Source organism: Planococcus sp. CPCC 101016 (genome assembly GCF_007859295.1).
GTDB lineage: Bacteria > Bacillota > Bacilli > Bacillales_A > Planococcaceae > Planococcus.
In genome coordinates, this window is sequence record NZ_VOHB01000004.1 from 357,176 (window position 1) to 375,002 (window position 17,827).

Annotated in this window: 23 protein-coding genes and 1 riboswitch; of the genes, 2 read left to right on the top strand and 21 right to left on the bottom strand. The window is 42.6% G+C overall.

Annotated features, from left to right (window positions below):
- Nucleotides 1–3: 3 nt before the first annotated feature.
- The 8 genes from fliJ to flgB are packed head-to-tail and all read right to left on the bottom strand — an operon-like array spanning nucleotide 4 to nucleotide 6,443.
- Nucleotides 4–489 carry a flagellar export protein FliJ gene (gene fliJ, locus FQV26_RS16130; RefSeq protein ID WP_146558754.1) on the bottom strand — a complete coding sequence of 162 codons (486 nt, stop codon included), beginning with the start codon at nucleotides 487–489 and terminating at the stop codon, nucleotides 4–6.
- Nucleotides 476–1,792 (bottom strand): flagellar protein export ATPase FliI, encoded by a 1,317-nt coding sequence (gene fliI / locus FQV26_RS16135; RefSeq protein ID WP_146558756.1) that lies wholly within the window; start codon nucleotides 1,790–1,792, stop codon nucleotides 476–478. Before fliI ends, fliJ begins: the two co-directional genes overlap by 14 nt.
- Nucleotides 1,773–2,579 carry a FliH/SctL family protein gene (locus FQV26_RS16140; RefSeq protein WP_146558758.1) on the bottom strand — a complete coding sequence of 269 codons (807 nt, stop codon included), beginning with the start codon at nucleotides 2,577–2,579 and terminating at the stop codon, nucleotides 1,773–1,775. The genes fliI and FQV26_RS16140 overlap by 20 nt, the downstream gene beginning before the upstream one ends.
- Nucleotides 2,572–3,585 (bottom strand): flagellar motor switch protein FliG, encoded by a 1,014-nt coding sequence (gene fliG, locus FQV26_RS16145; RefSeq protein ID WP_146558760.1) that lies wholly within the window; start codon nucleotides 3,583–3,585, stop codon nucleotides 2,572–2,574. Before fliG ends, FQV26_RS16140 begins: the two co-directional genes overlap by 8 nt.
- A gap of 11 nt (nucleotides 3,586–3,596) precedes the next feature.
- Complete coding sequence (fliF, locus tag FQV26_RS16150) at nucleotides 3,597–5,234, bottom strand: flagellar basal-body MS-ring/collar protein FliF (RefSeq protein ID WP_146558762.1); 1,638 nt, start codon at nucleotides 5,232–5,234, stop codon at nucleotides 3,597–3,599.
- A gap of 25 nt (nucleotides 5,235–5,259) precedes the next feature.
- Entirely contained in the window at nucleotides 5,260–5,556 is a 297-nt protein-coding gene (fliE, locus tag FQV26_RS16155) for a flagellar hook-basal body complex protein FliE (RefSeq protein WP_146558764.1), read from the bottom strand.
- Between the two features lie 24 nt (nucleotides 5,557–5,580).
- Nucleotides 5,581–6,036 carry a flagellar basal body rod protein FlgC gene (flgC, locus tag FQV26_RS16160; protein ID WP_146558766.1) on the bottom strand — a complete coding sequence of 152 codons (456 nt, stop codon included), beginning with the start codon at nucleotides 6,034–6,036 and terminating at the stop codon, nucleotides 5,581–5,583.
- 5 nt (nucleotides 6,037–6,041) lie between these two features.
- The gene (gene flgB / locus FQV26_RS16165) at nucleotides 6,042–6,443 is read right to left on the bottom strand and encodes a flagellar basal body rod protein FlgB (RefSeq protein WP_146558768.1); all 402 of its coding nucleotides are present in this window, start codon (nucleotides 6,441–6,443) and stop codon (nucleotides 6,042–6,044) included.
- Nucleotides 6,444–6,523: 80 nt separating this feature from the next.
- Nucleotides 6,524–6,610: riboswitch (cyclic di-GMP riboswitch) on the bottom strand.
- Between the two features lie 222 nt (nucleotides 6,611–6,832).
- Here flgB and FQV26_RS16170 point away from each other — a divergent pair.
- A complete protein-coding gene (locus FQV26_RS16170) occupies nucleotides 6,833–7,669 on the top strand; it encodes a flagellar hook-basal body protein (protein WP_146558770.1) in 837 nt (278 codons plus the stop codon).
- A 17-nt stretch (nucleotides 7,670–7,686) separates the two neighbouring features.
- Nucleotides 7,687–8,529 (top strand): flagellar hook-basal body protein, encoded by an 843-nt coding sequence (locus FQV26_RS16175; protein WP_146558772.1) that lies wholly within the window; start codon nucleotides 7,687–7,689, stop codon nucleotides 8,527–8,529.
- Between the two features lie 52 nt (nucleotides 8,530–8,581).
- Here FQV26_RS16175 and flgL read toward each other — a convergent pair whose 3' ends face one another.
- The 13 genes from flgL to FQV26_RS16240 all read right to left on the bottom strand — a co-directional run bounded on the left by flgL (nucleotide 8,582) and on the right by FQV26_RS16240 (nucleotide 17,710).
- Nucleotides 8,582–9,463 (bottom strand): flagellar hook-associated protein FlgL, encoded by an 882-nt coding sequence (gene flgL, locus FQV26_RS16180; protein ID WP_146558774.1) that lies wholly within the window; start codon nucleotides 9,461–9,463, stop codon nucleotides 8,582–8,584.
- A 17-nt stretch (nucleotides 9,464–9,480) separates the two neighbouring features.
- Entirely contained in the window at nucleotides 9,481–10,752 is a 1,272-nt protein-coding gene (gene flgK / locus FQV26_RS16185) for a flagellar hook-associated protein FlgK (RefSeq protein ID WP_146558776.1), read from the bottom strand.
- Nucleotides 10,753–10,777: 25 nt separating this feature from the next.
- Nucleotides 10,778–11,263: a flagellar protein FlgN gene (locus FQV26_RS16190; RefSeq protein WP_146558778.1), complete on the bottom strand. Its 486-nt coding sequence runs from the start codon at nucleotides 11,261–11,263 to the stop codon at nucleotides 10,778–10,780.
- 30 nt (nucleotides 11,264–11,293) lie between these two features.
- Nucleotides 11,294–11,563, bottom strand: coding sequence for a flagellar biosynthesis anti-sigma factor FlgM (gene flgM / locus FQV26_RS16195; protein ID WP_146558781.1), 270 nt, complete (start codon nucleotides 11,561–11,563; stop codon nucleotides 11,294–11,296).
- A 22-nt stretch (nucleotides 11,564–11,585) separates the two neighbouring features.
- Complete coding sequence (locus tag FQV26_RS16200; RefSeq protein WP_146558783.1) at nucleotides 11,586–12,014, bottom strand: flagellar protein; 429 nt, start codon at nucleotides 12,012–12,014, stop codon at nucleotides 11,586–11,588.
- A gap of 69 nt (nucleotides 12,015–12,083) precedes the next feature.
- Entirely contained in the window at nucleotides 12,084–12,506 is a 423-nt protein-coding gene (locus FQV26_RS16205; protein WP_146558785.1) for a flagellar basal body-associated FliL family protein, read from the bottom strand.
- A 14-nt stretch (nucleotides 12,507–12,520) separates the two neighbouring features.
- Entirely contained in the window at nucleotides 12,521–13,288 is a 768-nt protein-coding gene (motB, locus tag FQV26_RS16210; protein ID WP_146558787.1) for a flagellar motor protein MotB, read from the bottom strand.
- Nucleotides 13,278–14,087 carry a flagellar motor stator protein MotA gene (motA, locus tag FQV26_RS16215; protein ID WP_146558789.1) on the bottom strand — a complete coding sequence of 270 codons (810 nt, stop codon included), beginning with the start codon at nucleotides 14,085–14,087 and terminating at the stop codon, nucleotides 13,278–13,280. Before motA ends, motB begins: the two co-directional genes overlap by 11 nt.
- 118 nt (nucleotides 14,088–14,205) lie before the next feature.
- Nucleotides 14,206–14,583, bottom strand: a complete 378-nt coding sequence (fliS, locus tag FQV26_RS16220; protein WP_146558791.1) for a flagellar export chaperone FliS — start codon at nucleotides 14,581–14,583, stop codon at nucleotides 14,206–14,208.
- 21 nt (nucleotides 14,584–14,604) lie between these two features.
- Nucleotides 14,605–14,991, bottom strand: coding sequence for a flagellar protein FliT (locus FQV26_RS16225; protein WP_261384374.1), 387 nt, complete (start codon nucleotides 14,989–14,991; stop codon nucleotides 14,605–14,607).
- Entirely contained in the window at nucleotides 14,991–16,481 is a 1,491-nt protein-coding gene (gene fliD / locus FQV26_RS16230; RefSeq protein WP_146558793.1) for a flagellar filament capping protein FliD, read from the bottom strand. The genes FQV26_RS16225 and fliD overlap by 1 nt, the downstream gene beginning before the upstream one ends.
- Before the next feature lie 18 nt (nucleotides 16,482–16,499).
- Nucleotides 16,500–16,844 (bottom strand): flagellar protein FlaG, encoded by a 345-nt coding sequence (flaG, locus tag FQV26_RS16235; RefSeq protein ID WP_146558795.1) that lies wholly within the window; start codon nucleotides 16,842–16,844, stop codon nucleotides 16,500–16,502.
- A gap of 125 nt (nucleotides 16,845–16,969) precedes the next feature.
- Nucleotides 16,970–17,710 (bottom strand): glucosaminidase domain-containing protein, encoded by a 741-nt coding sequence (locus FQV26_RS16240; RefSeq protein ID WP_146558797.1) that lies wholly within the window; start codon nucleotides 17,708–17,710, stop codon nucleotides 16,970–16,972.
- Nucleotides 17,711–17,827 lie beyond the last annotated feature (117 nt).

A 17,827-nucleotide genomic window follows, 5' to 3' on the forward strand; every position in this document is an offset into this window, starting at 1 on the left:
CGTTTAAATTCCTTCCGCTAAGTTACTGGCTTTAGTTAAGCGGTAAAATCGTGTGCTCGCCATTTCATCAAAAAAGCTTTGTTCGGCAGCTTTAGTTGCTTCCTGAAAGCTATTCAGCTTCTGCTGCTTCAAGTTTTCCCACGTTTTTTCTTCCTGGGTTTTCTTTAGAAGCACTCCTTGGGATGTCGAAACGTTTTTCTGCAAGTATTCAAGTTCTCGCTTAGAGGAAAGTGACTGATCCTGAAGCTGGTGGATATACTCCTCCAACATTCTCAACTCTGAAATATTGACGCCTTTTTCCTGCTTGGCATTTTTCAATTGCTCCACATCGCTGATTTTGTTTTCAATAGCTCTGTTGCGCTGATGGCCTACTTCATGCTGTTTAATGGCTTCGGCCATTTGGATCTGCGCAAAGCCCTTTTCATTTTCCTTTAAATCCAATATCTTTTGAAATCTAAAATTAAATTGTGTCAGTTTAAACGCCTCCAAATTGTGCTGATAACCGTTCTATACTTTGTTCCAGTTTGGCTTTTTCATAGATATCCTGCTGCAGGTATTCCTTGATCAGTGGATGCGACCGGATTGCATCATCGATTTCTTTATTGGCGCCGCTCTTATATGCACCGATATTGATCAGATCTTCTGATGTTTCATAGGCCGCCAGCAAGCGCTTGAATTCACGCGCCGCCTGCTGGTGTTCCGCCGAGACGACTTCGTGCATGACCCGGCTGACGCTTGCCATGACATTGATCGCAGGGAATTGTCCTTTTTGGGCAATTTTGCGGTCCAAGACGATATGGCCATCTAAAATTCCCCGCACCGCATCTGCAATTGGTTCGTTCATATCATCACCATCTACTAAAACAGTATAGAAAGCAGTAATCGAACCTTTACTGGAAGTGCCTGAACGCTCCAAAAGCTTAGGCAGCAAGGCGAAAACGCTCGGTGTGTAACCCTTACTTGTAGGCGGTTCACCCACCGCCAGTCCAACTTCCCGCTGTGCCATGGCAAACCGGGTAACCGAATCCATCATTAGCATGACGTTTTTTCCTTGATCACGGAAATATTCGGCAATCGCGGTTGCGGTCAACGCCGCTTTGATTCGCTGCATGGGTGTCTGATCGGAAGTTGCTGCTACGACTACTGATTTCTTCAATCCCTCAGGACCGAGATCCCGCTCAATGAAATCACGTACTTCGCGGCCACGCTCACCAACTAATGCAATGACATTGATATCAGCTTCTGTATTGCGGGCAATCATGCCCATCAATGTACTCTTTCCGACGCCGCTTCCGGCGAACACGCCAACGCGCTGTCCTTGTCCAACAGTCAGCAAGCCATCAATTGCTCGGACACCCACTTCCAGCGGTTTATCAATTCGTGGCCGTTTTAATGGATTAGGCGGTGCATTATTGGTCGAATACTTCTTCAGTCCGCGCGGCAGCAAGCTCTCATCAAGAGGCATCCCGGTTCCATCGAGCACTTTACCTAAAATAGTGGGGCCGACTTTAATTTGAAGCGGTCCACCAGTTGCAACGACGAGACATCCGGGACCGACCTGCGAAAGATCCTGCAACGGCATGAGCATAATGCGATTTTCCTTAAAGCCCACCACCTCCGCTTCAATTGGCGGTTCATTGCGCTTGGGGTACAACAGACACAATTCGCCGATTTTAGCATTAGGGCCTTTGGACTCGATAGTCAGTCCAATCACTTGAACCACTTTGCCATGCTTTTTTACTGGTTCCATCTCATCCAGCAAAGACACATATTCATCTTCCCATAGGTTCATCGTTTATTTTCTCCTCACAATAAGCGAGCATTTGTCTTCTGATTTCTTCTAATTGGCTATCCACAGTTGCATCATATGAGCCGCTTGCTGTTTGAATCATGCATCCGCCTATCGTCAAACTTGCCGTGGGAACCAACTTTAATTCAGAATCTGCTTTAACGTAGATTCTCAACTCTTCCATAAAAGGCAGAACCAGCGGGTAATCTTCGAGTGCTACTTGCAGCATGACATCTTCTGCTTCTTCAACTTGCCGAAGTGCCTGCTTAATGATATTCAACAACTGGTCTTCGTTTTGCTTTAATTCTTGTTTAATTACTTTTTCAGCAATCTTTACACTTAGTGATAACAAGAACGGTTCCGATTGTTGAATTATTTGAGCCTTTTCTGAGTACGCTGTTTCGATTAAGCTATTCATCTCTTGGCGTTTTTGTCGAAATTGTTCTTCTATTGTTGCAAGCCCTTTGTCATATCCGGCTTGAAATCCTTGTAGAGCCGATTCTTCGGCCAGTCTTTTTGCTTCTAGCTCTGCTTCTTCCCGCTTTTCCACCCACCATTGTTCAATGGTTTGCTGAGCTTCTTGTTTCTGTATTTCTAATTGATCCTTTAATAACTTTGCTTGAGCATCCAAATGTTCAATGTCTTCCCGTAAACTTCTTCTTTGTTGTTGCGAGTCAACTGCTCTTTCAATAAAATCTAGTTTTTTTGTTTCAATTTTTTTTGTGCCAATTATTTTTTTTTCACTTATTAAAGAAGGTGCCTGGGAGTGGTTGCGGATAATATTAGACAATCAACTCATCCCCTTTGCCACGAGAAACTGCGATTTCACCTTTTTCTTCGAGACTTCTCATTAACGAAACGATGCTGGTTTGAGCATTTTCTACATCTTTCAGTTTTACTGGCCCCATCACATCAATTTCATCACGGATGAGATCTGCACGACGCGTTGACATATTTGCATATATTGCATCTTTTACTTCATCACTTGCTACTTTCAATGCAAAAGTTAAATTCGTATCGTTAACGTCACGAATAACCCGTTGAATGGATCGGGAATCCAAATTGATAATATCTTCAAAAACGAACAAACGCTTCTTGATTTCCGCAACCAAATCCGGATTCTCTTTTTCCAGCGCTGAAAGGATTGCTCTCTCTGTTCCAAGGTCAATCTTATTCAATACACGGACAATCGACTCCACTCCGCCAGTTGCAGTGTAATCCTGAGTTCCGGAAGCCGAAAGCTTCCTCTCCAAAATCTGTTCTATTTGAAAGATAACTTCAGGGGATGTGCTTTCCATCTGTGCAATTCTCCGCGCAACCTCTGCTTGTTTTTCGCCAGGGAGCTGGGATAGGATTTCGGAAGATTGCTTGGCGTCTAAATAGGATAGAACCAATGCAATCGTTTGCGCATGCTCATGCTGCAGAATATTCAATATCTGGTTTGGATCTGCTTTTCTCGCGAAATGAAAAGGTTTCACTTGCAGGCGATTCGACAAGCGCCCGATGGTTTCCATCGCTTTTTCTTTACCCAACGCTTTTTCCAAAATGCTCCGAGCATAGCCTAAACCGCCTTCGTTCAGGTAATCTTGCCCCACCATCATTTCATAGAATTCATCAATAATCGCCTCTGTCTGACTGTTTGGCAATTGACGAACGTTCGCAATCTCCATCGTCAACAAGTCAATTTCGGCTTCTGTCAATTGCTTAAACAAATCAACCGAAACATCCGGTCCAAGCCCTACAAGTAAAACCGCTACTTTCTGCACACCCGTTAATTCTTTTGTTATATTAACCATTGATTACGCTCCTAGTCATCCGCCATCCACGTTCGCAGCAATTTAGCAAAATCTTCAGGTCTCCCTTTAGCAAGTTTCTCAATTGTCTTTTGCTTTGGATTTGATTTTGAACCAAATGCAGATAAATCGATCTCTTCTTCAAGTTCTACTTGATTTGACTTAGCCAAAGCCTGTTCAAATCCACCAAACTCATACTCTTCTTCAAAAATCTCTTCTTTCTTCCTTCTGCGAAGCAAAATTAGTACTACAACAATAATAAGGAGTAAAACAACCGCTGCGCCGATTACAAGCAGAAGGTTATTCGGTATCCCTGCCAGGAATGTTGTTTCCGGCTCTTCTTCTTCAACTGCTGGACGTCCCTGAAACTCGGTTGCAAAAACAGAAATTCGATCTTCCAGCTCTGCCTCAGTTGCAGGGAATTCATTCATACTCAATGAAGTACTGACCGCATTCTTCAATAGATTGCTGATATCCGTAACGTTTTCTTGTGTTAAGCTGGCTGGATTCTCAGGAACTGGCGGTTCCACACCTACGTTGATCGTAATATCATCGATGACGTATGGACTCATCTCGATTTGCCGATTGATCCGATTGACTTCGCTATTGATTCGCTCTTCTGTTCGTTCGGATTCACTGTTGCCGGCACCATCCACACCCGGATAATTAGCTACTTCTGTTTCACCGGTTCCCGCTGCATCTTCAATGACTGTGCCTTCACTTGAATAAGTTTCGACAATCCGTTCCACACTGATATCCAAACCTTCATTGTTTTCAATATCGACGGGTTCAACCAATTGCTCTTCCCGCTTTTCTTTCGTGAAATCGATGTTCGTCATAACAGAAACAACCACTTTGTCCTGCCCTAATAACAAGCCCAGCATTTGCTGCAGTTCGCGCTGAATATCCTGTTCGATGCCTTTTTGGATTTCGCGGTGCTGCTGGTAAACCGACAAATTGGTATCTGCCTGATTGGCATCCTGCACTTCGAACACTTGGCCGTTCTGATCCATAATGACAATCTGCTCAGCCGGTAAACTTGGAACCGATTTGCTGATCAGGTGATACAAGCCATTTATTTGTTTCTGATCCAACTGGAATGTTGGATCGCCTTTAATGACGATAGATGCTGTTGATGTCTGCTCATCATCCGTAATCCAAATATTTTCCTTCGGCAGCGTGATCATGACATTCGCTTCCGTTACTCCATCAATCTGTTGAATCAAATACGCCAATTCATTTTGCATGGCATCTCGTTCCACAACATCAAAATGGCGATCCGTCATTCCGAGACCCATGTTTTCACTGAATATGCCGTAATTCACATTGCCATTTTTCGGAATGCCTTCCGCAGCCAAACTGACTTTCAAATTAGCCAAATGCTCTTCCGGCACGCTGATGGTTTTTCCATCGGCTGAAACTTGCACCGGAATGGCCTGCTCTTCAATCGCTGTTTTGATTTCACCTGCTTCAGCTGCTGTCAAATTAGAATACAGTACTGAAAACTCGGAGCGATTACTCAGAAAAACAAAGACAATCAAGATTATCAAGGTGATAAAAAAGGAGCCAATAACAGACCATTTCGTTACAGGAGAAAAACTGGTCCACGATTCACTCAATTTCGTTTTATATGTCGAAAACTTCTCTTTCATTTAGTCATCATCCCGCCGGTCCCTATCATACTTGCATTCTCATTACTTCTTGATAAGCCTCAACAACCTTATTGCGTACCTGCATGGTCATCTGCAAAGATAAGCTGGCCTTTTGTGAAGCAATCATCACTTCATGTACATCCTGAACTTCTCCTGTCACCAATTGATTGGTCAATTTGTCTGATTCATTCTGTGCTTTACTGACTTCCTTTAATGCGTCTTTAAATATTTCTCCAAAACCTTCTACTTTGTTTTCGGGTTTCACTTTGTCGAACAATTGATTTTGAATAAAAGGCGTCTGAATCTGGCTTATTTTTTCCATGGTGCCTCCTTATGATCTAATGAGTTATTTGCCAATCTCTAAAGCTTTCATAAACATGCTTTTTGAAGCATTCAATGCCGTAACGTTCGCTTCGTAAGAGCGTGTGGCGGACATTAAATCCACCATTTCTTTTAGTGGATCTACATTGGATGAGCGAACATAGCCGTCTTCTCCTGCGTCCGGATGGTCCGGATCGTAAGTCATGGTAAAAGGGGTCTCGTCTTCTTTGATTTCCGACACTTTGACTCCTGTCACTGCCGCATTGCCTTTATTGATCACCGACTGCAATTGATTAGCAAAAGGCGATCCGCCGCTTTGAGATAATTCTACTGTTTTTCGGCGATAAGGCATCCATTCCCCATCCACCAGCTCGGCACGATTTGTGTTGGCATTTGCGATATTGGCAGATACAACGTCCATCCGGAGTCGGTTGGCTGTCAGGCCGGAAGAACTGATGTTAAATCCGTTAAATAAACTCATCTTTTTTATCTCCCTCCATTAATAACAGAGCTTAAACTGTTGAGTTTGCCGTTTACCCGTTCGGTAACAGCGTTATACCATAATTGGTTTTTTGCCAGTTCAGCCATTTCGACGTCCATGTCGACATTATTGCCGTTGTTATTGTATTTTGTGGAGTTGTTCGTCAAAACTTCAGTTTTAGTCACCAATCGTTCGTTGCTGAACGACAGATGCCGCTCGTTTGTTTTATAACTTGAAAGGCTTTGCTGGTTCATCGCTGTATCCAACGCTGCTTGAAAATCGACTTTTTTGCTTTTGTAATTAGCTGTATCCACATTGGCGATATTTGCTGAGTGGACTCGTTGTCTTAAGGTTGAAGCCGATAGCGCTTGCTCCATAGTTTCAAGAGATTTAGGGAATATATTCATCAATAAACTCCTTTTTTTTACAATTAATTTTAAATAAAAATCCACCTTAAAAAAAGGTGGATTTAATTAAATCTACCATTTTTGGTAACCCGGCTGCCTTATACACCATGTAGTTAGGCCCGTGGCTTTGCGTCTTTATCTTTCGAATAAGTTTGCCATTATCACAATGATTTTATCTATTTTATTTTTAAACTCGTCATTTCGTACTATTTTCAAAAAATAATAACAACGTGATAGTATCATGTTTATATAATTTTGTATATTTTTCTTTTAAATATTTTTTTAATGTTAAATTTTCCATATTAATCTAAAAGTCTCTATTTATATTCTATTTTAAATGTTATGCTACGCGAGAATTAATGAAATAGGCTTTGAAAGGAAGAAACCATATGTTTCGTGGATTATATACTGCTACATCAGGGATGATGGCCAATAATAGGATGCAACAAGTCTTAACGAATAACCTATCAAATACCAATACTCCTGGTTTCAAAGAGGACCAAACGGTTATGCGCGCTTTTCCCAATCAGTTGATTAAAGCGATGGAGGCTGGTAAAAAAGGTACAATAGTCCCCCAAAATATCGGGACTTTGACCACGGGAGTATATGCTCAGGAAGGGATTCCTTCTTTTTTGCAAGGACCTCTAAAAGAAACCGGAAATACGACAGATTTAGTGCTCATGGATGAGTTATTGCCCATAAATCCAGAAACTCAGCAAAAAGGCACAATGGTTTTCGCAGTAGCTGCAGATAACAATGAAGTCCGCTATACGAAAAACGGAACTTTCGCAGTAAATGCCGAAGGTGCGTTGATGACCAGCGATGGATTTCCTGTATTAGGTGAAAACCAGCAGCCGATCCAAGTGGGATCGACTAACTTTACAGTGCAGGACAATGGCCAGATTGTGTTAGCGGATGGCACGCAAGGTGGCCGTCTATGGATGGGCCACACTGAAAATCCGGATCAGTTTGTAAAAGAGGGACAGAATCTGTTGCGGTGGGCCGGAAATCCGGAAGGCACTCCGCAATTCGTTGATAATGTTGCTTTGCTTAATAATACAGAAAGCCTTGTAAAACAAGGATTTATCGAACAATCAAATGTTGACTTGACCCAGACGATGACAGACATGATGACGACTTACCGAGGTTTCGAATCGAACCAAAAAGTGATTCAAGCTTACGATCGCAGCATGGAAAAAGCCGTCAATGAAATCGGTCGCGTATAAGGAGGAATTAGTTTCCAGTGAATATCCAAATGAATACAGCAAGCAATACCATGGCTGAACTGCAAAAAAAGATCGACTTGATCGGCAATAACATTGCCAATGTAAATACCAATGGCTATAAACGCCAAGAAGCGAGTTTTTCTGATGCGCTCGTTCAGTCAATCGAGAAACAAGTCGGCCCGCAAAATGAAGTTGGACGAATTACGCCTTACGGTTTGCGAATTGGCGTCGGCGCGATTTTATCTCAGACAGCCACTCGCAACGAACAAGGCTCCATCCGCCAAACAGATCGCCCGCTTGATTTTATGATCCAGGGCGAATCCGCATATTTCCGTGTTGCATCAGAAGGCAACACCTTTTATACAAAAGACGGCTCTTTTCAAGTCCAGCCAATCTTGAATTCAAATCAAGTAAGCCTTGTTACCGCGAACGGAGATGCCGTTCTTGGAGCCAATAACCAGCCGATTACTTTTGATGCTGATTATGACACCATCCAGTTAAATGGAAATGGAGCGTTGGAAGTTTCCTATAAAGATCCTGCTAAACAACCGGCTGAAATCCAATTGGGCATTGCCCAAATAAACCGGCCGAATTCTCTTGAAAAAATCGGCGGCAACCGATTCAGCCTGACTGGTACCGAAGCAGAACAACTCGCCAACGGAAATTTGCAGCTAATTGATTTGTCGCAACAAAATGACGGTTCCATCGCCATCAAGCAAGGCGCTTTGGAAGCATCCAATGTTGACCTTACCGATGAAATGACCGAATTGATCTCCACGCAGCGATTGTTTCAATCACAAGGAAGAGCCATTTCCTACGCAGATGACATGATGGGCTTAGTCAATACAATAAAAGGATAACGAAAAAAGAGCAGATGCCCTGGGGCGTCTGCTCTTTCGCACTTTAATTCACTTATCTTAAGAAATCCATTAAACTCGGTTGAATTATTTTTGATGTTGCAGCGAGGCTTGCTTGGTAGACACTTTCTTCGCTTTTTAGCTTGATGATGGCTTCGGCATAATCCGTATCCTGTAGTTTTGACAGCATGGATTTGAGCTCCAAGTTGCTGTCCAGCAAGCGATTCTCCACTGCTTCTAAACGATTTTGACGGCCCCCATTTTCTGCTGATACCGTTAGCAGCCGTTCAATTCCCCCATCGATCATACCCAAGTCCACTTTTTCATCAGCTTTCAAGCTATTCACCATTTCATTTAATGCCTGAAACAAGTTGGTTTCGTCATCAGCATTCCCAAATATTTTATCTGGTGTGACGCTCGCTTCTATAGTGACGTTATCGCCAATAACAATTGTTTTTGCAGCCACTTCGAAAGTTGTCGTCAGATAGGAATCGGATTTCGGATACGGGGCTTGATCAGTATTTTTTCCGTTAAACAAAAAGTTTCCATTTACTTTTGTATTAGCAAACTCTCTTACTTGCTCTGTTAATTGTTCAACTTCTGCAGCAATCGCTTTCCTGTCTGAATCGGACAAGGTGTCGGTATTGCTTTGAACGCCCAATTCCCTCACACGCTGCATGACATTGACCATCGCATTAATATTTTGATCGGTTTCTTCCATCCATAACTTTGCTTCGCCAGCATTTCGTTCAAATTGCTGATTGGCAGCCAATGAACTTTTTAAGCTCATGGATTTACTGACACCATTCGGATCGTCCGATGGCCGGTTAAGCAGTTTGCCAGTCGAGACCTGATTATTAACTTTTTCAAAACGGCTCAAGTTTTGATGCATATTTCTTACTGAATTTTGATTGAGCATTTGTTGTGTGACTCTCATCCTGCTTCCCCCTCTACTTACCGGGCGGCCATACGGTTAATGATGGTATCTAGCATCTGGTCTGTCATGGATACTAACCGTGCTGCCGCATTATACGAATGTTGGTATTTAATAAGATTGGCCATTTCTTCATCTAGTGAAACACCGGTTACTGACTGTCTTCGGTTTTCTGTGGCCAGCAATGTTGTTTCGTGATTAACGACGGTATTTACAGCAGCTTGGCTTTGAGCCCCAAGCTTGCTGACCAATACACGAAAGTCCGACTTGGCTGATTGTGAGCCACTTTCCATTGATGCAGGAATCTTTGAATCTTCCATATTGTAATTAACCTTTAGGGTTGAAATATTAAAATCAGTGGTATTGCCAATAAATAATCGGCTTTCTTTGCCGCCTGCTGCTGACATGCCATTCGCCGTAACGAACCCTTCAACCACTTTGTTCATTTCCTTGTGGTAGTCATCAGCGATTTCCATCGACTGGCTGAGACCGGCAAGCTTGCCGCCGTAGATTTCATTTTCACCAGCACCGGTTTTATAATCAATATTGGTTACTTGAGTTCCTGCCACTAGTGAAGCATCCGTGGATTTGAGTTTGATGCTGTAAGAGCCGTCTGTTTTTTCTTCGACTTTGACTGACATCAGTTTTGACAGCCCTTCAACTGCTTCGTCGCGTTTGTCGCGCAAATCGTTTGCTTGGCTGCCGCTGCGGACAATGCTGCTATTTAAATCAGCTATTTGCTTTAAATAAGCATTGGCTTCTGCGACTGTCGACTGCGATTGTTGAACCAAATCGCTTTTTAAATTTTCCATTGATGCATTCATCGATTGAGCAACTTCTACAAAAGCCTGAGCACGCTCTTTAACAACCGCCTGCGCTGATAAACTTGTAGGTTCGTTTCCAAGGTCCTGCCAAGCATTCCATAATTGATCCATGGCTGAGTTCAAGCCCGTGTCGCTAGGTTCGTTAATTACCGTCTCGAGCCGATCCAAAGTCGCCTGTTTTGCTTCCCACTGACTTAAGGTTCCCGATTGATCGCGATGCTGCTGATCAAGGAATTGATCTCTTACACGTGTAATCGAGTCAAGGTTGACACCCGTTCCCAACTGTCCGGAGTTTGCTCCGCTATTCGTCCAGATATCAACAGATGCTGACGCACTGGCGTTTACTTGTTGCCGCGAATAGCCTTTTGTATTGACGTTGGCAATGTTTTGTCCAGTTGTAGCAATGCTTGCCTGCCCAACGGATAACCCACGTTTCCCTAACTCTAGACCGTGAAAAGATGAGACCATTATTTCCCCTGCTTTCTAAAAGTTCTTAAGCTCTTGTATCGAAAAAGCCCTGATTATTTATCTGTGCTTTTTGCTGTCCGACTGGTGATTGATAATTAAAATGCTGTTGCTTTGATTTCGTTACTTGAGTGATCATATGTTGAACAAAGCTCATCGAGTCTTCAAGGATTTTTTCATTAACCTTGTTTTTTGCCTGCAACTCAGTTAAAAGCATTTGTAAAGTTTTCAATTGGGAGTGAAGCTCTTTTTTTACTTTTTCATCTGAAATCTGATCAGTAAATTCACTGAATGTCAGGCCCGGGTGTTCGTTGAGGACATCTGCCATTAACTGCTGGCGCTCGTCCTCTAGTTCGCCCAATTGTTTAATAAGCTTGGACTCTTCTTTTACTAACTCAGTTAATTCATCCACTTTACGTTCGATGAGTACAGTCTGTTTCCGTTCAGCATAGCGAATCAACTGTTTCTGCAGACTGATCAATTCGTCCAGCGTCGTGACGACTAAATCCAGCATCCGACACCCTCCTCTTTTAAGAGCTTAATTCTATTTATCAAACCAGAATTGATGGACTTTATCAGCTACCTTATCAACGTCGACTTGGTATTCACCCGCTGCGACCTGGGCTTTCAAAAAGTTTATCTTTTCCTGTCTTTCGATATCTGCTGTTGCATTTTTTTCAAACATTGCTTTTGCTTGATGTGAAATTTGCAGTTCGTCTTCTTTTTGTATCGGTCTCGCCTTAGCTGCAGGAGTAACCTGCAGCTTTTGATAAGCTTGAATAAAGGAAGAACCGTTTGTTTTATCGATATTCATTCCTTCACCGCCCTAACTTTTTTTATTTTCTTAGCTTCCAGTATTGTGCGTTTGCAGAAACACCCACAGGGTTCTTAGCCATTTGCTCTCTAAACTGATCGGCTTGAAGTGACTTGTTGAGCTCTGTTGAAAATTTAGTGGCACATTCGGTACATAAACTCTCTCTTTTTATTACCTTACCACACTGGGAACACGGGTAACCCAGATTTGGATAATCCGCTGCATACAGGCGCCCATCGCGAATGAATTCTTTAATCCGCTTTTTCGAAACATCGACGGCTTCACTGACTTCAGCAATCGTAGCCCCGCGGTTCTGTTCGACTTTCAAAAACTCTGCTACGAGTTTAAACTGCTGCTCGATATCCTTGTAGCAATCCAGGCAGTAATCTGAATAGCTTTTATTGAATAGCCTGCCGCAAATACTGCAATTTTCTAACCGGCTTGCCTGCATTCACTTCACCTTATCTCTTCTATAGATTTATATCGGCAGCTTCCGTTAAATGTTTAGTAAAATCAATGATTATTGTACTTTAAATTCTGTTACCAGCACACGTTCAACATGCCCCTTGTCCAGCATGTCATTTAACTTTGCCGTGAGTTGCTCTTCAAGTGTTGCTATTCCATCCTTGCTGACGAGCTCTTCTTTAGTAAAACCAGCAACTGTTGAAATAATTGCTGCACGGACTTCAGATGTGCGCTTTTCTGTTTCTTCTTTTGTTTTTTTATTGTCTAATGCAATATTGAATTGAACAACAGCAAAATTGCTAGCAGAAGCAAGGTTTGTGGTGATGATATCGGTATCGATACTCAATTCCACTAATTCTTCTGCAGTTAAAGGTTTGTCTTCAGAGCTTGCTGTTTTTTGTGAGAACAAAAATGCAGCTCCTACCCCAATAACTGACGCTAAAATAATGATAATAATAATATTTTTAAATTTCCCCATGCTGTACACACCTCTTAATCTATATTTTCTTTTTGATAAGGGGAGATTAGTACTTCCACGCGGCGGTTTTCCTCTCGTCCCGCTTCGGTATCGTTTGAAGCAATCGGCTGATACTCGCTATAGCCGGTGGCACTAAATTTCCGTGGATCCAACTTTTCATTTTCAAGAAGAATTTTCATGAAAGTGATGGCTCTCGCTGAACTCAGCTCCCAATTGCTTGGGAATTCCCGGGTGCCTGTTGGCACATTATCCGTATGTCCCTCTATATAAATCATACGTGGTGTATCGGTAATCAATAAATTCGAAATTTCTTTTGCCACTGTTCTGGAATCTTCGAAAATTTCGGCCTGACCTGATTGAAAAAGAACACCTTCCGTTATCGTCAGCATCAGCCCTTTTGAGGTAAGCTTAGTTTGGAGTCTCGGAGACAAGCCTTTTTCGTCAATATACCCATCAATTTTCGCTTTGAATTCTTTCAGTTCTTTCTGATCTTCTGCCCATGACATTTCTTCTTGGCCTTCAGTTGTTGAGTCATCGGTCTTCAACTCTTCAATCGGAGGCGTAACTTCCATACTTTCAGTCGGTGCTTCCTTTTCCAGAACACCGGTCCCGCCTTGGAGCTCACTATTAAAGGAACTGGAAATCGCCTGGAATTTTCGGGAATCTACTTCACTTGCAGCAAAAAGGACGATAAATAAGGCAAGCAGCAATGTTAAAATATCCGCATAAGGCAATAACCAGGCTTCATCTACATGTTCTTCGTGTTTTTTTTTACGCTTCAACACGAACACCTTCTTTGTCTTTTCCTCTTGTTTCTGCTTCAAGGACTCGATCTTTTACCGGTAAATACGTCAGCAGTTTTTCTTCCACTGTCCGGACTGGCAGACCACTTTGTACGGCTAATATCCCTTCCAGCATGATCATTTTCATTTTTGCTTCTTTTTCGGATTTCCGTTTGAGCTTGTTAGCAAAAGGATGCCACAGTACATAACCCGAGAAAATCCCGAACAAGGTCGCGATAAAAGCCGCGGAAATCGATTTTCCAAGCAATGCCACATCATCCAAATGTCCGAGTGCCGCAACCAACCCAATAACGGCACCAAGAACTCCAAGTGTTGGCGCATAAGTGCCTGCTTGCGCAAAGATCTTTGCACCCAGTTCATGGCGGTCTTCCATCGCTGCAATCTCTTCTTCCATCATTTCACGGATGTATTCCTGAGACTGTCCGTCAACGACCATTTTCAGTCCGCGCTGCAAAAACGGATCTTCTACTTCGTCTGCTTTTTCTTCCAAAGACAACAAACCTTCTTTTCTCGCGAGCATCGCCCATCCGGTAAACATGGGAATCATTTCTTTGACAGTAGCCATTTTCGATTCACTGAAGATAACCTTAAATAAACTTGGAATCTGTTTAACTTCTTCCATCGGAAACGCCACGAGAATACAGGCAATCGTACCGGCAAAGATAATAACCAATGCTGCCGGGTTATATAAAGCGATTGGACTGGACCCTTTTAAGATCATTCCGCCGATCAAGACGGCAAATCCAAGTATTATGCCCACCCATGATGTCTTATCCACGTTCATACCTCATTTCATCTTTATACGTACTTGCTATACATCGTTTAGAGCATAGCTTTCGCAGGAGATCAGCCAAAGAACACCTATATTCTTGCTTCACTCAGCTTATAGGGCCGAATTAATTATTTTTAGCTAATGCCATTGCTTCTTTCCAAGTGTTACGCATATCTTTCATCAGCGTTTCCACTTCTTCGAGTGCTTCTAGATCGTTTTTCATATTAGCATCCAGCAGGCGGCTGTACATGTATTCATACATCTGAGCCAGAGCAGCTGACATTTCGATCTTTAAATCCAACGTGATACGGAGTTCTTGAACGATGTTCTGTGCTTTGATGATGTTAGTGTTCTTTTCTTCAAAATGTTTATCTGCCATCGCGCGTTTTGCCATTTTTATGAATTTCAGGCTGCCGTTGTAAAGCATCAAGGTCAGTTCCTGTGGAGATGCCGTCATTACTGAATTCTGCTGGTAGGCCTGGTAAGGATTTATTGTTGCCACGTGTTGTTTTCCCCCTCGATCTTAATTCCGTTTATCTATGAACGAACCTTCAGTGGATACGGTTTGATAAGCATTGCTGTATTTTTTTGACATTTCTTTTGTTTGAGCAATGCGATTAATCTGTGCAAAAAAGGCGTGGTGCAAGTCGTTGAGCAAGAGATGAAGCTGTTGATCGATTTCCTTTACTTGTTCAATGATGGACTGCTCTTCAGCTGTCCATTGAAAGTTTTTTTGCTTCATAAAAGTTTCTAACTGTTTAATAGATTGCTGTCGGCGATAAAATATAGTCTCAAGCGACTCAACGCTGCCTTCGTCGTTTGCTTCCATTCGTGAGTTAATGTGCTTTGCTTTTTGGTAAAGCTCTTGTGTTTGTTCAAGAAAGGCATACATAATCGTTTTTGAGCTCATCACGAACCACCAAACATATTCTGCTGCATCCAGGCACTTTGCGAGTTCATCTGGCTTAGCGCTTTTTCCATTGCTGTGAACTGCTTCCAATAGCGATCTTCGACGCGCAATAAACGATCTTGCCAGCGGCTAATTTCATCGTTCATCTGCCTTATTTTTTTTGAAAGTGTACTGTTGTCGACAGAGCTCGAAGAACTGCCAGCTTTTGTACTGAGGTTTTTAACGATATTATTCAACGTGTCATAGACTCTTGCTCCGACTCCATTGCCCGAAGCATCTCTAGTGGTAAATAATGCCATCACTTCATCCGGTTTGTTCTTCAACGCTTCACTCAATTTCGCTTCATCTATGAATAATTTGCCACCTTCAGTATATGCACCAGTGTTTATGCCTATTTGAGACAAAAGGTTAAGGTTGCCATCTGCAACACTTGATACCTTGTCCATGAAGGCTCTTCGCAGGTCTTGCATAGCCGATTTCAGCACCGGATCGTTGCGCAATAAGCCGCTCCTTGCTTTGTCTTCCCATAATTCAATTTCTTTTTCAGTCATGTCTTTCTTTTGTTCATCGGATAAAGGTTGGAAATCCGGATAGCGCTTTTCGACCAGCTGCTTCTGCAGCGTTTCAATTGTTTCATTGTATTTGTCGACAAATTCTTTGATCATCGCCAACGGTTTTTCGGGATTGGACTGGACATTTATGGTTGCTTCTGTACCAGCCTGCAAAAGATTGATCGTCAATCCGTTAACGGTCGTTTGGTTAGTTTTTAATCCCGTAATTTCAATACCATCAAATTTCATGGATCCGTCTGCAGCCCCGGCAGCTGTGGCTGTGGTTGCGCCATTATTAATAATTTTATTAGCCAAATCTGCATTTGCCGTTGTTCCATCTGCTGCTGTGAAATCCATGGTAAAAGCCTGTTCGGCTCCCATTCCTTTTGTTGCGATGAAAAAGCGGGACGTCGTGTTATCAAAGCTGGCCCGCAGAGCTGGAATCGAAGCTGCCGTGGCATCCTGAAGATTCTTAGCTACGTCCGCAAACGTATCAGTGCTCGCTACATTAACGCTTATAGTTCCTATCTTTATTTGGCCTGCCACACCAATTTGATCTGTCGAATTGGCAGCCTTGGTGCTTCCGTCTGCTACTGTTGTCGTAATACCAGCAGTTGAATTCAATTTCGCCGCACTCGCTACACTTGTCACCTGTACGTTGTAAGAGCCGCTCATTGCAGTAGCCGTTGTCGCTACCGTGAAACTTGTCGGATTTGGTGAAGTGGCACTATACGAGTTGAATGATGACTGAAGCCGCAAATTACTGGCGCTTGTCCGAAGAGTCGACATGGACAAATTGGTATTGCGGAATGCTTCCTGCTGCCATTCTGTAAAGGTTTTTTGCTGCATTAATTTATCTAAAGGCATCTTTTGGATCTTCATCATGTCTTTGACGATTGATTCTGTATCCATGCCTGATGCTAATCCGCCAACGCGCATATTCTGTTCACTCCGTTCTTATAATTTCTCATCCACAATCAGGCCCGCCAATTCGGCCATCGATGCATACATATCCAAGAATTTTTTATTGGGAATTTCCCGCAGGACCTCATCTGTTTTCGAATCAATTACTTGAACATAATAGACCTCCAGCTTTTCATGCAGTTGGAATTTCACATTTGTCGAGCTCGGTTCTAAAAACTTGTTCATGTCCTCTACTTTATCGCTGATCATTTCTTTCGTAATGGATTTATTGATATCCAAAAATTTATTTTCTTCAGGCACTGGCGTTTCTTTGGAAGCTGCTGGATTCGGTTCGTTGATTTTTGGAAAATGAGGAATTGACTGATTTACTACTTCCATGATTGCCACTCTCCTAATCTTCCAGTTTGTTTAAAAGGCTCTATATTAGTTATCGGCAGAATATGTGGTTTTTTTAGCAATAAATCAAAAAAAATAAGACAGGTCTATGAAAGACATGTCTTATTTTATGTGAGCTTGGAATAATAATTGTTGACGCCCTGCGTCCAATGGTTATTTAACCCGGTTGGATCGTTAGCGGCTCCAACCGGCGCGTATTTCGCTCCAATTTTCGCAATGGTGTCTTTGCCTTGATTCAAGTAGTTCTGGCGCAAATTGCGGGCCATATCGAAAATACTGTCTTCTACAGAACCATAACTGCGCAAGCCGTTCTTGCCCATCATCCCGGCAACATTGTTTTTGTCATTGATCGCTTTCGATGAGCCATTTCCGGTTTCGTGGATGGCGATGGCTGACAATAAATTCGGATCGAGATCGTATTTTTTCCCTGCATTGATAAAGTGGGCAGCCGTTCCGCTTAACTTGCCTTCTAATGTATTGTCCAATTTGATAAATTGCGTCGGCCGGAACTTCAAATCGCTCTTATCGGTTGCAGCAGTTGGAACTTCTTTTGTGTTGAGCGGCGGGATCGCAACAGTCGGATTATAGGAATTGGCTAGCGGAGCCGTTAATGGCGTAGTTAATGACGGCAATGCAGCTTGAACACCCGTTTGCGGAGCTGTCCCCGTATTTGTCTGTTCCATGCTTTCCATCATAGCACTCATCAGCATCGCAAAAAATGTGCTGGGACTTGTCGAACTGCTGACAGAGTTACTGGTGCTGTCAGTCTGTCCTAAAGCAGGCATCGACTTCGCCATCGTGGCGATTGTATTATATAAAAAAAGATTAGAAGATATCGGACTGGTCAATCGGTTCTCACACCCTTTGCTTGAGTTAATCTTGTTTAGTGTACAAGATAACGGACAAAAAAAGAATAGGATAATTGTGGGAGGAAATAAAATCTTTATCCAGTAAAAAGAAAAAAA

Excerpts from the sequence above, each read along its gene's own strand:
- flgL (WP_146558774.1), bottom strand. The coding sequence starts at position 9,463 with ATGAGAGTCACACAACAAATGCTCAATCAAAATTCAGTAAGAAATATG.
- FQV26_RS16205 (WP_146558785.1), bottom strand. The coding sequence starts at position 12,506 with ATGGGGAAATTTAAAAATATTATTATTATCATTATTTTAGCGTCAGTT.
- flgB (WP_146558768.1), bottom strand. The coding sequence starts at position 6,443 with ATGAATATATTCCCTAAATCTCTTGAAACTATGGAGCAAGCGCTATCG.
- FQV26_RS16225 (WP_261384374.1), bottom strand. The coding sequence starts at position 14,991 with ATGAGCTCAAAAACGATTATGTATGCCTTTCTTGAACAAACACAAGAG.
- fliF (WP_146558762.1), bottom strand. The coding sequence starts at position 5,234 with ATGAAAGAGAAGTTTTCGACATATAAAACGAAATTGAGTGAATCGTGG.
- FQV26_RS16200 (WP_146558783.1), bottom strand. The coding sequence starts at position 12,014 with ATGCAGGCAAGCCGGTTAGAAAATTGCAGTATTTGCGGCAGGCTATTC.
- flaG (WP_146558795.1), bottom strand. The coding sequence starts at position 16,844 with ATGGAAGTAGTAAATCAGTCAATTCCTCATTTTCCAAAAATCAACGAA.
- fliE (WP_146558764.1), bottom strand. The coding sequence starts at position 5,556 with ATGGAAAAAATAAGCCAGATTCAGACGCCTTTTATTCAAAATCAATTG.
- FQV26_RS16170 (WP_146558770.1), top strand. The coding sequence starts at position 6,833 with ATGTTTCGTGGATTATATACTGCTACATCAGGGATGATGGCCAATAAT.
- FQV26_RS16190 (WP_146558778.1), bottom strand. The coding sequence starts at position 11,263 with ATGCTGGATTTAGTCGTCACGACGCTGGACGAATTGATCAGTCTGCAG.
- flgM (WP_146558781.1), bottom strand. The coding sequence starts at position 11,563 with ATGAATATCGATAAAACAAACGGTTCTTCCTTTATTCAAGCTTATCAA.
- fliI (WP_146558756.1), bottom strand. The coding sequence starts at position 1,792 with ATGAACCTATGGGAAGATGAATATGTGTCTTTGCTGGATGAGATGGAA.
- flgC (WP_146558766.1), bottom strand. The coding sequence starts at position 6,036 with ATGAGTTTATTTAACGGATTTAACATCAGTTCTTCCGGCCTGACAGCC.
- fliD (WP_146558793.1), bottom strand. The coding sequence starts at position 16,481 with ATGCGCGTTGGCGGATTAGCATCAGGCATGGATACAGAATCAATCGTC.
- flgK (WP_146558776.1), bottom strand. The coding sequence starts at position 10,752 with ATGGTCTCATCTTTTCACGGTCTAGAGTTAGGGAAACGTGGGTTATCC.
- fliG (WP_146558760.1), bottom strand. The coding sequence starts at position 3,585 with ATGGTTAATATAACAAAAGAATTAACGGGTGTGCAGAAAGTAGCGGTT.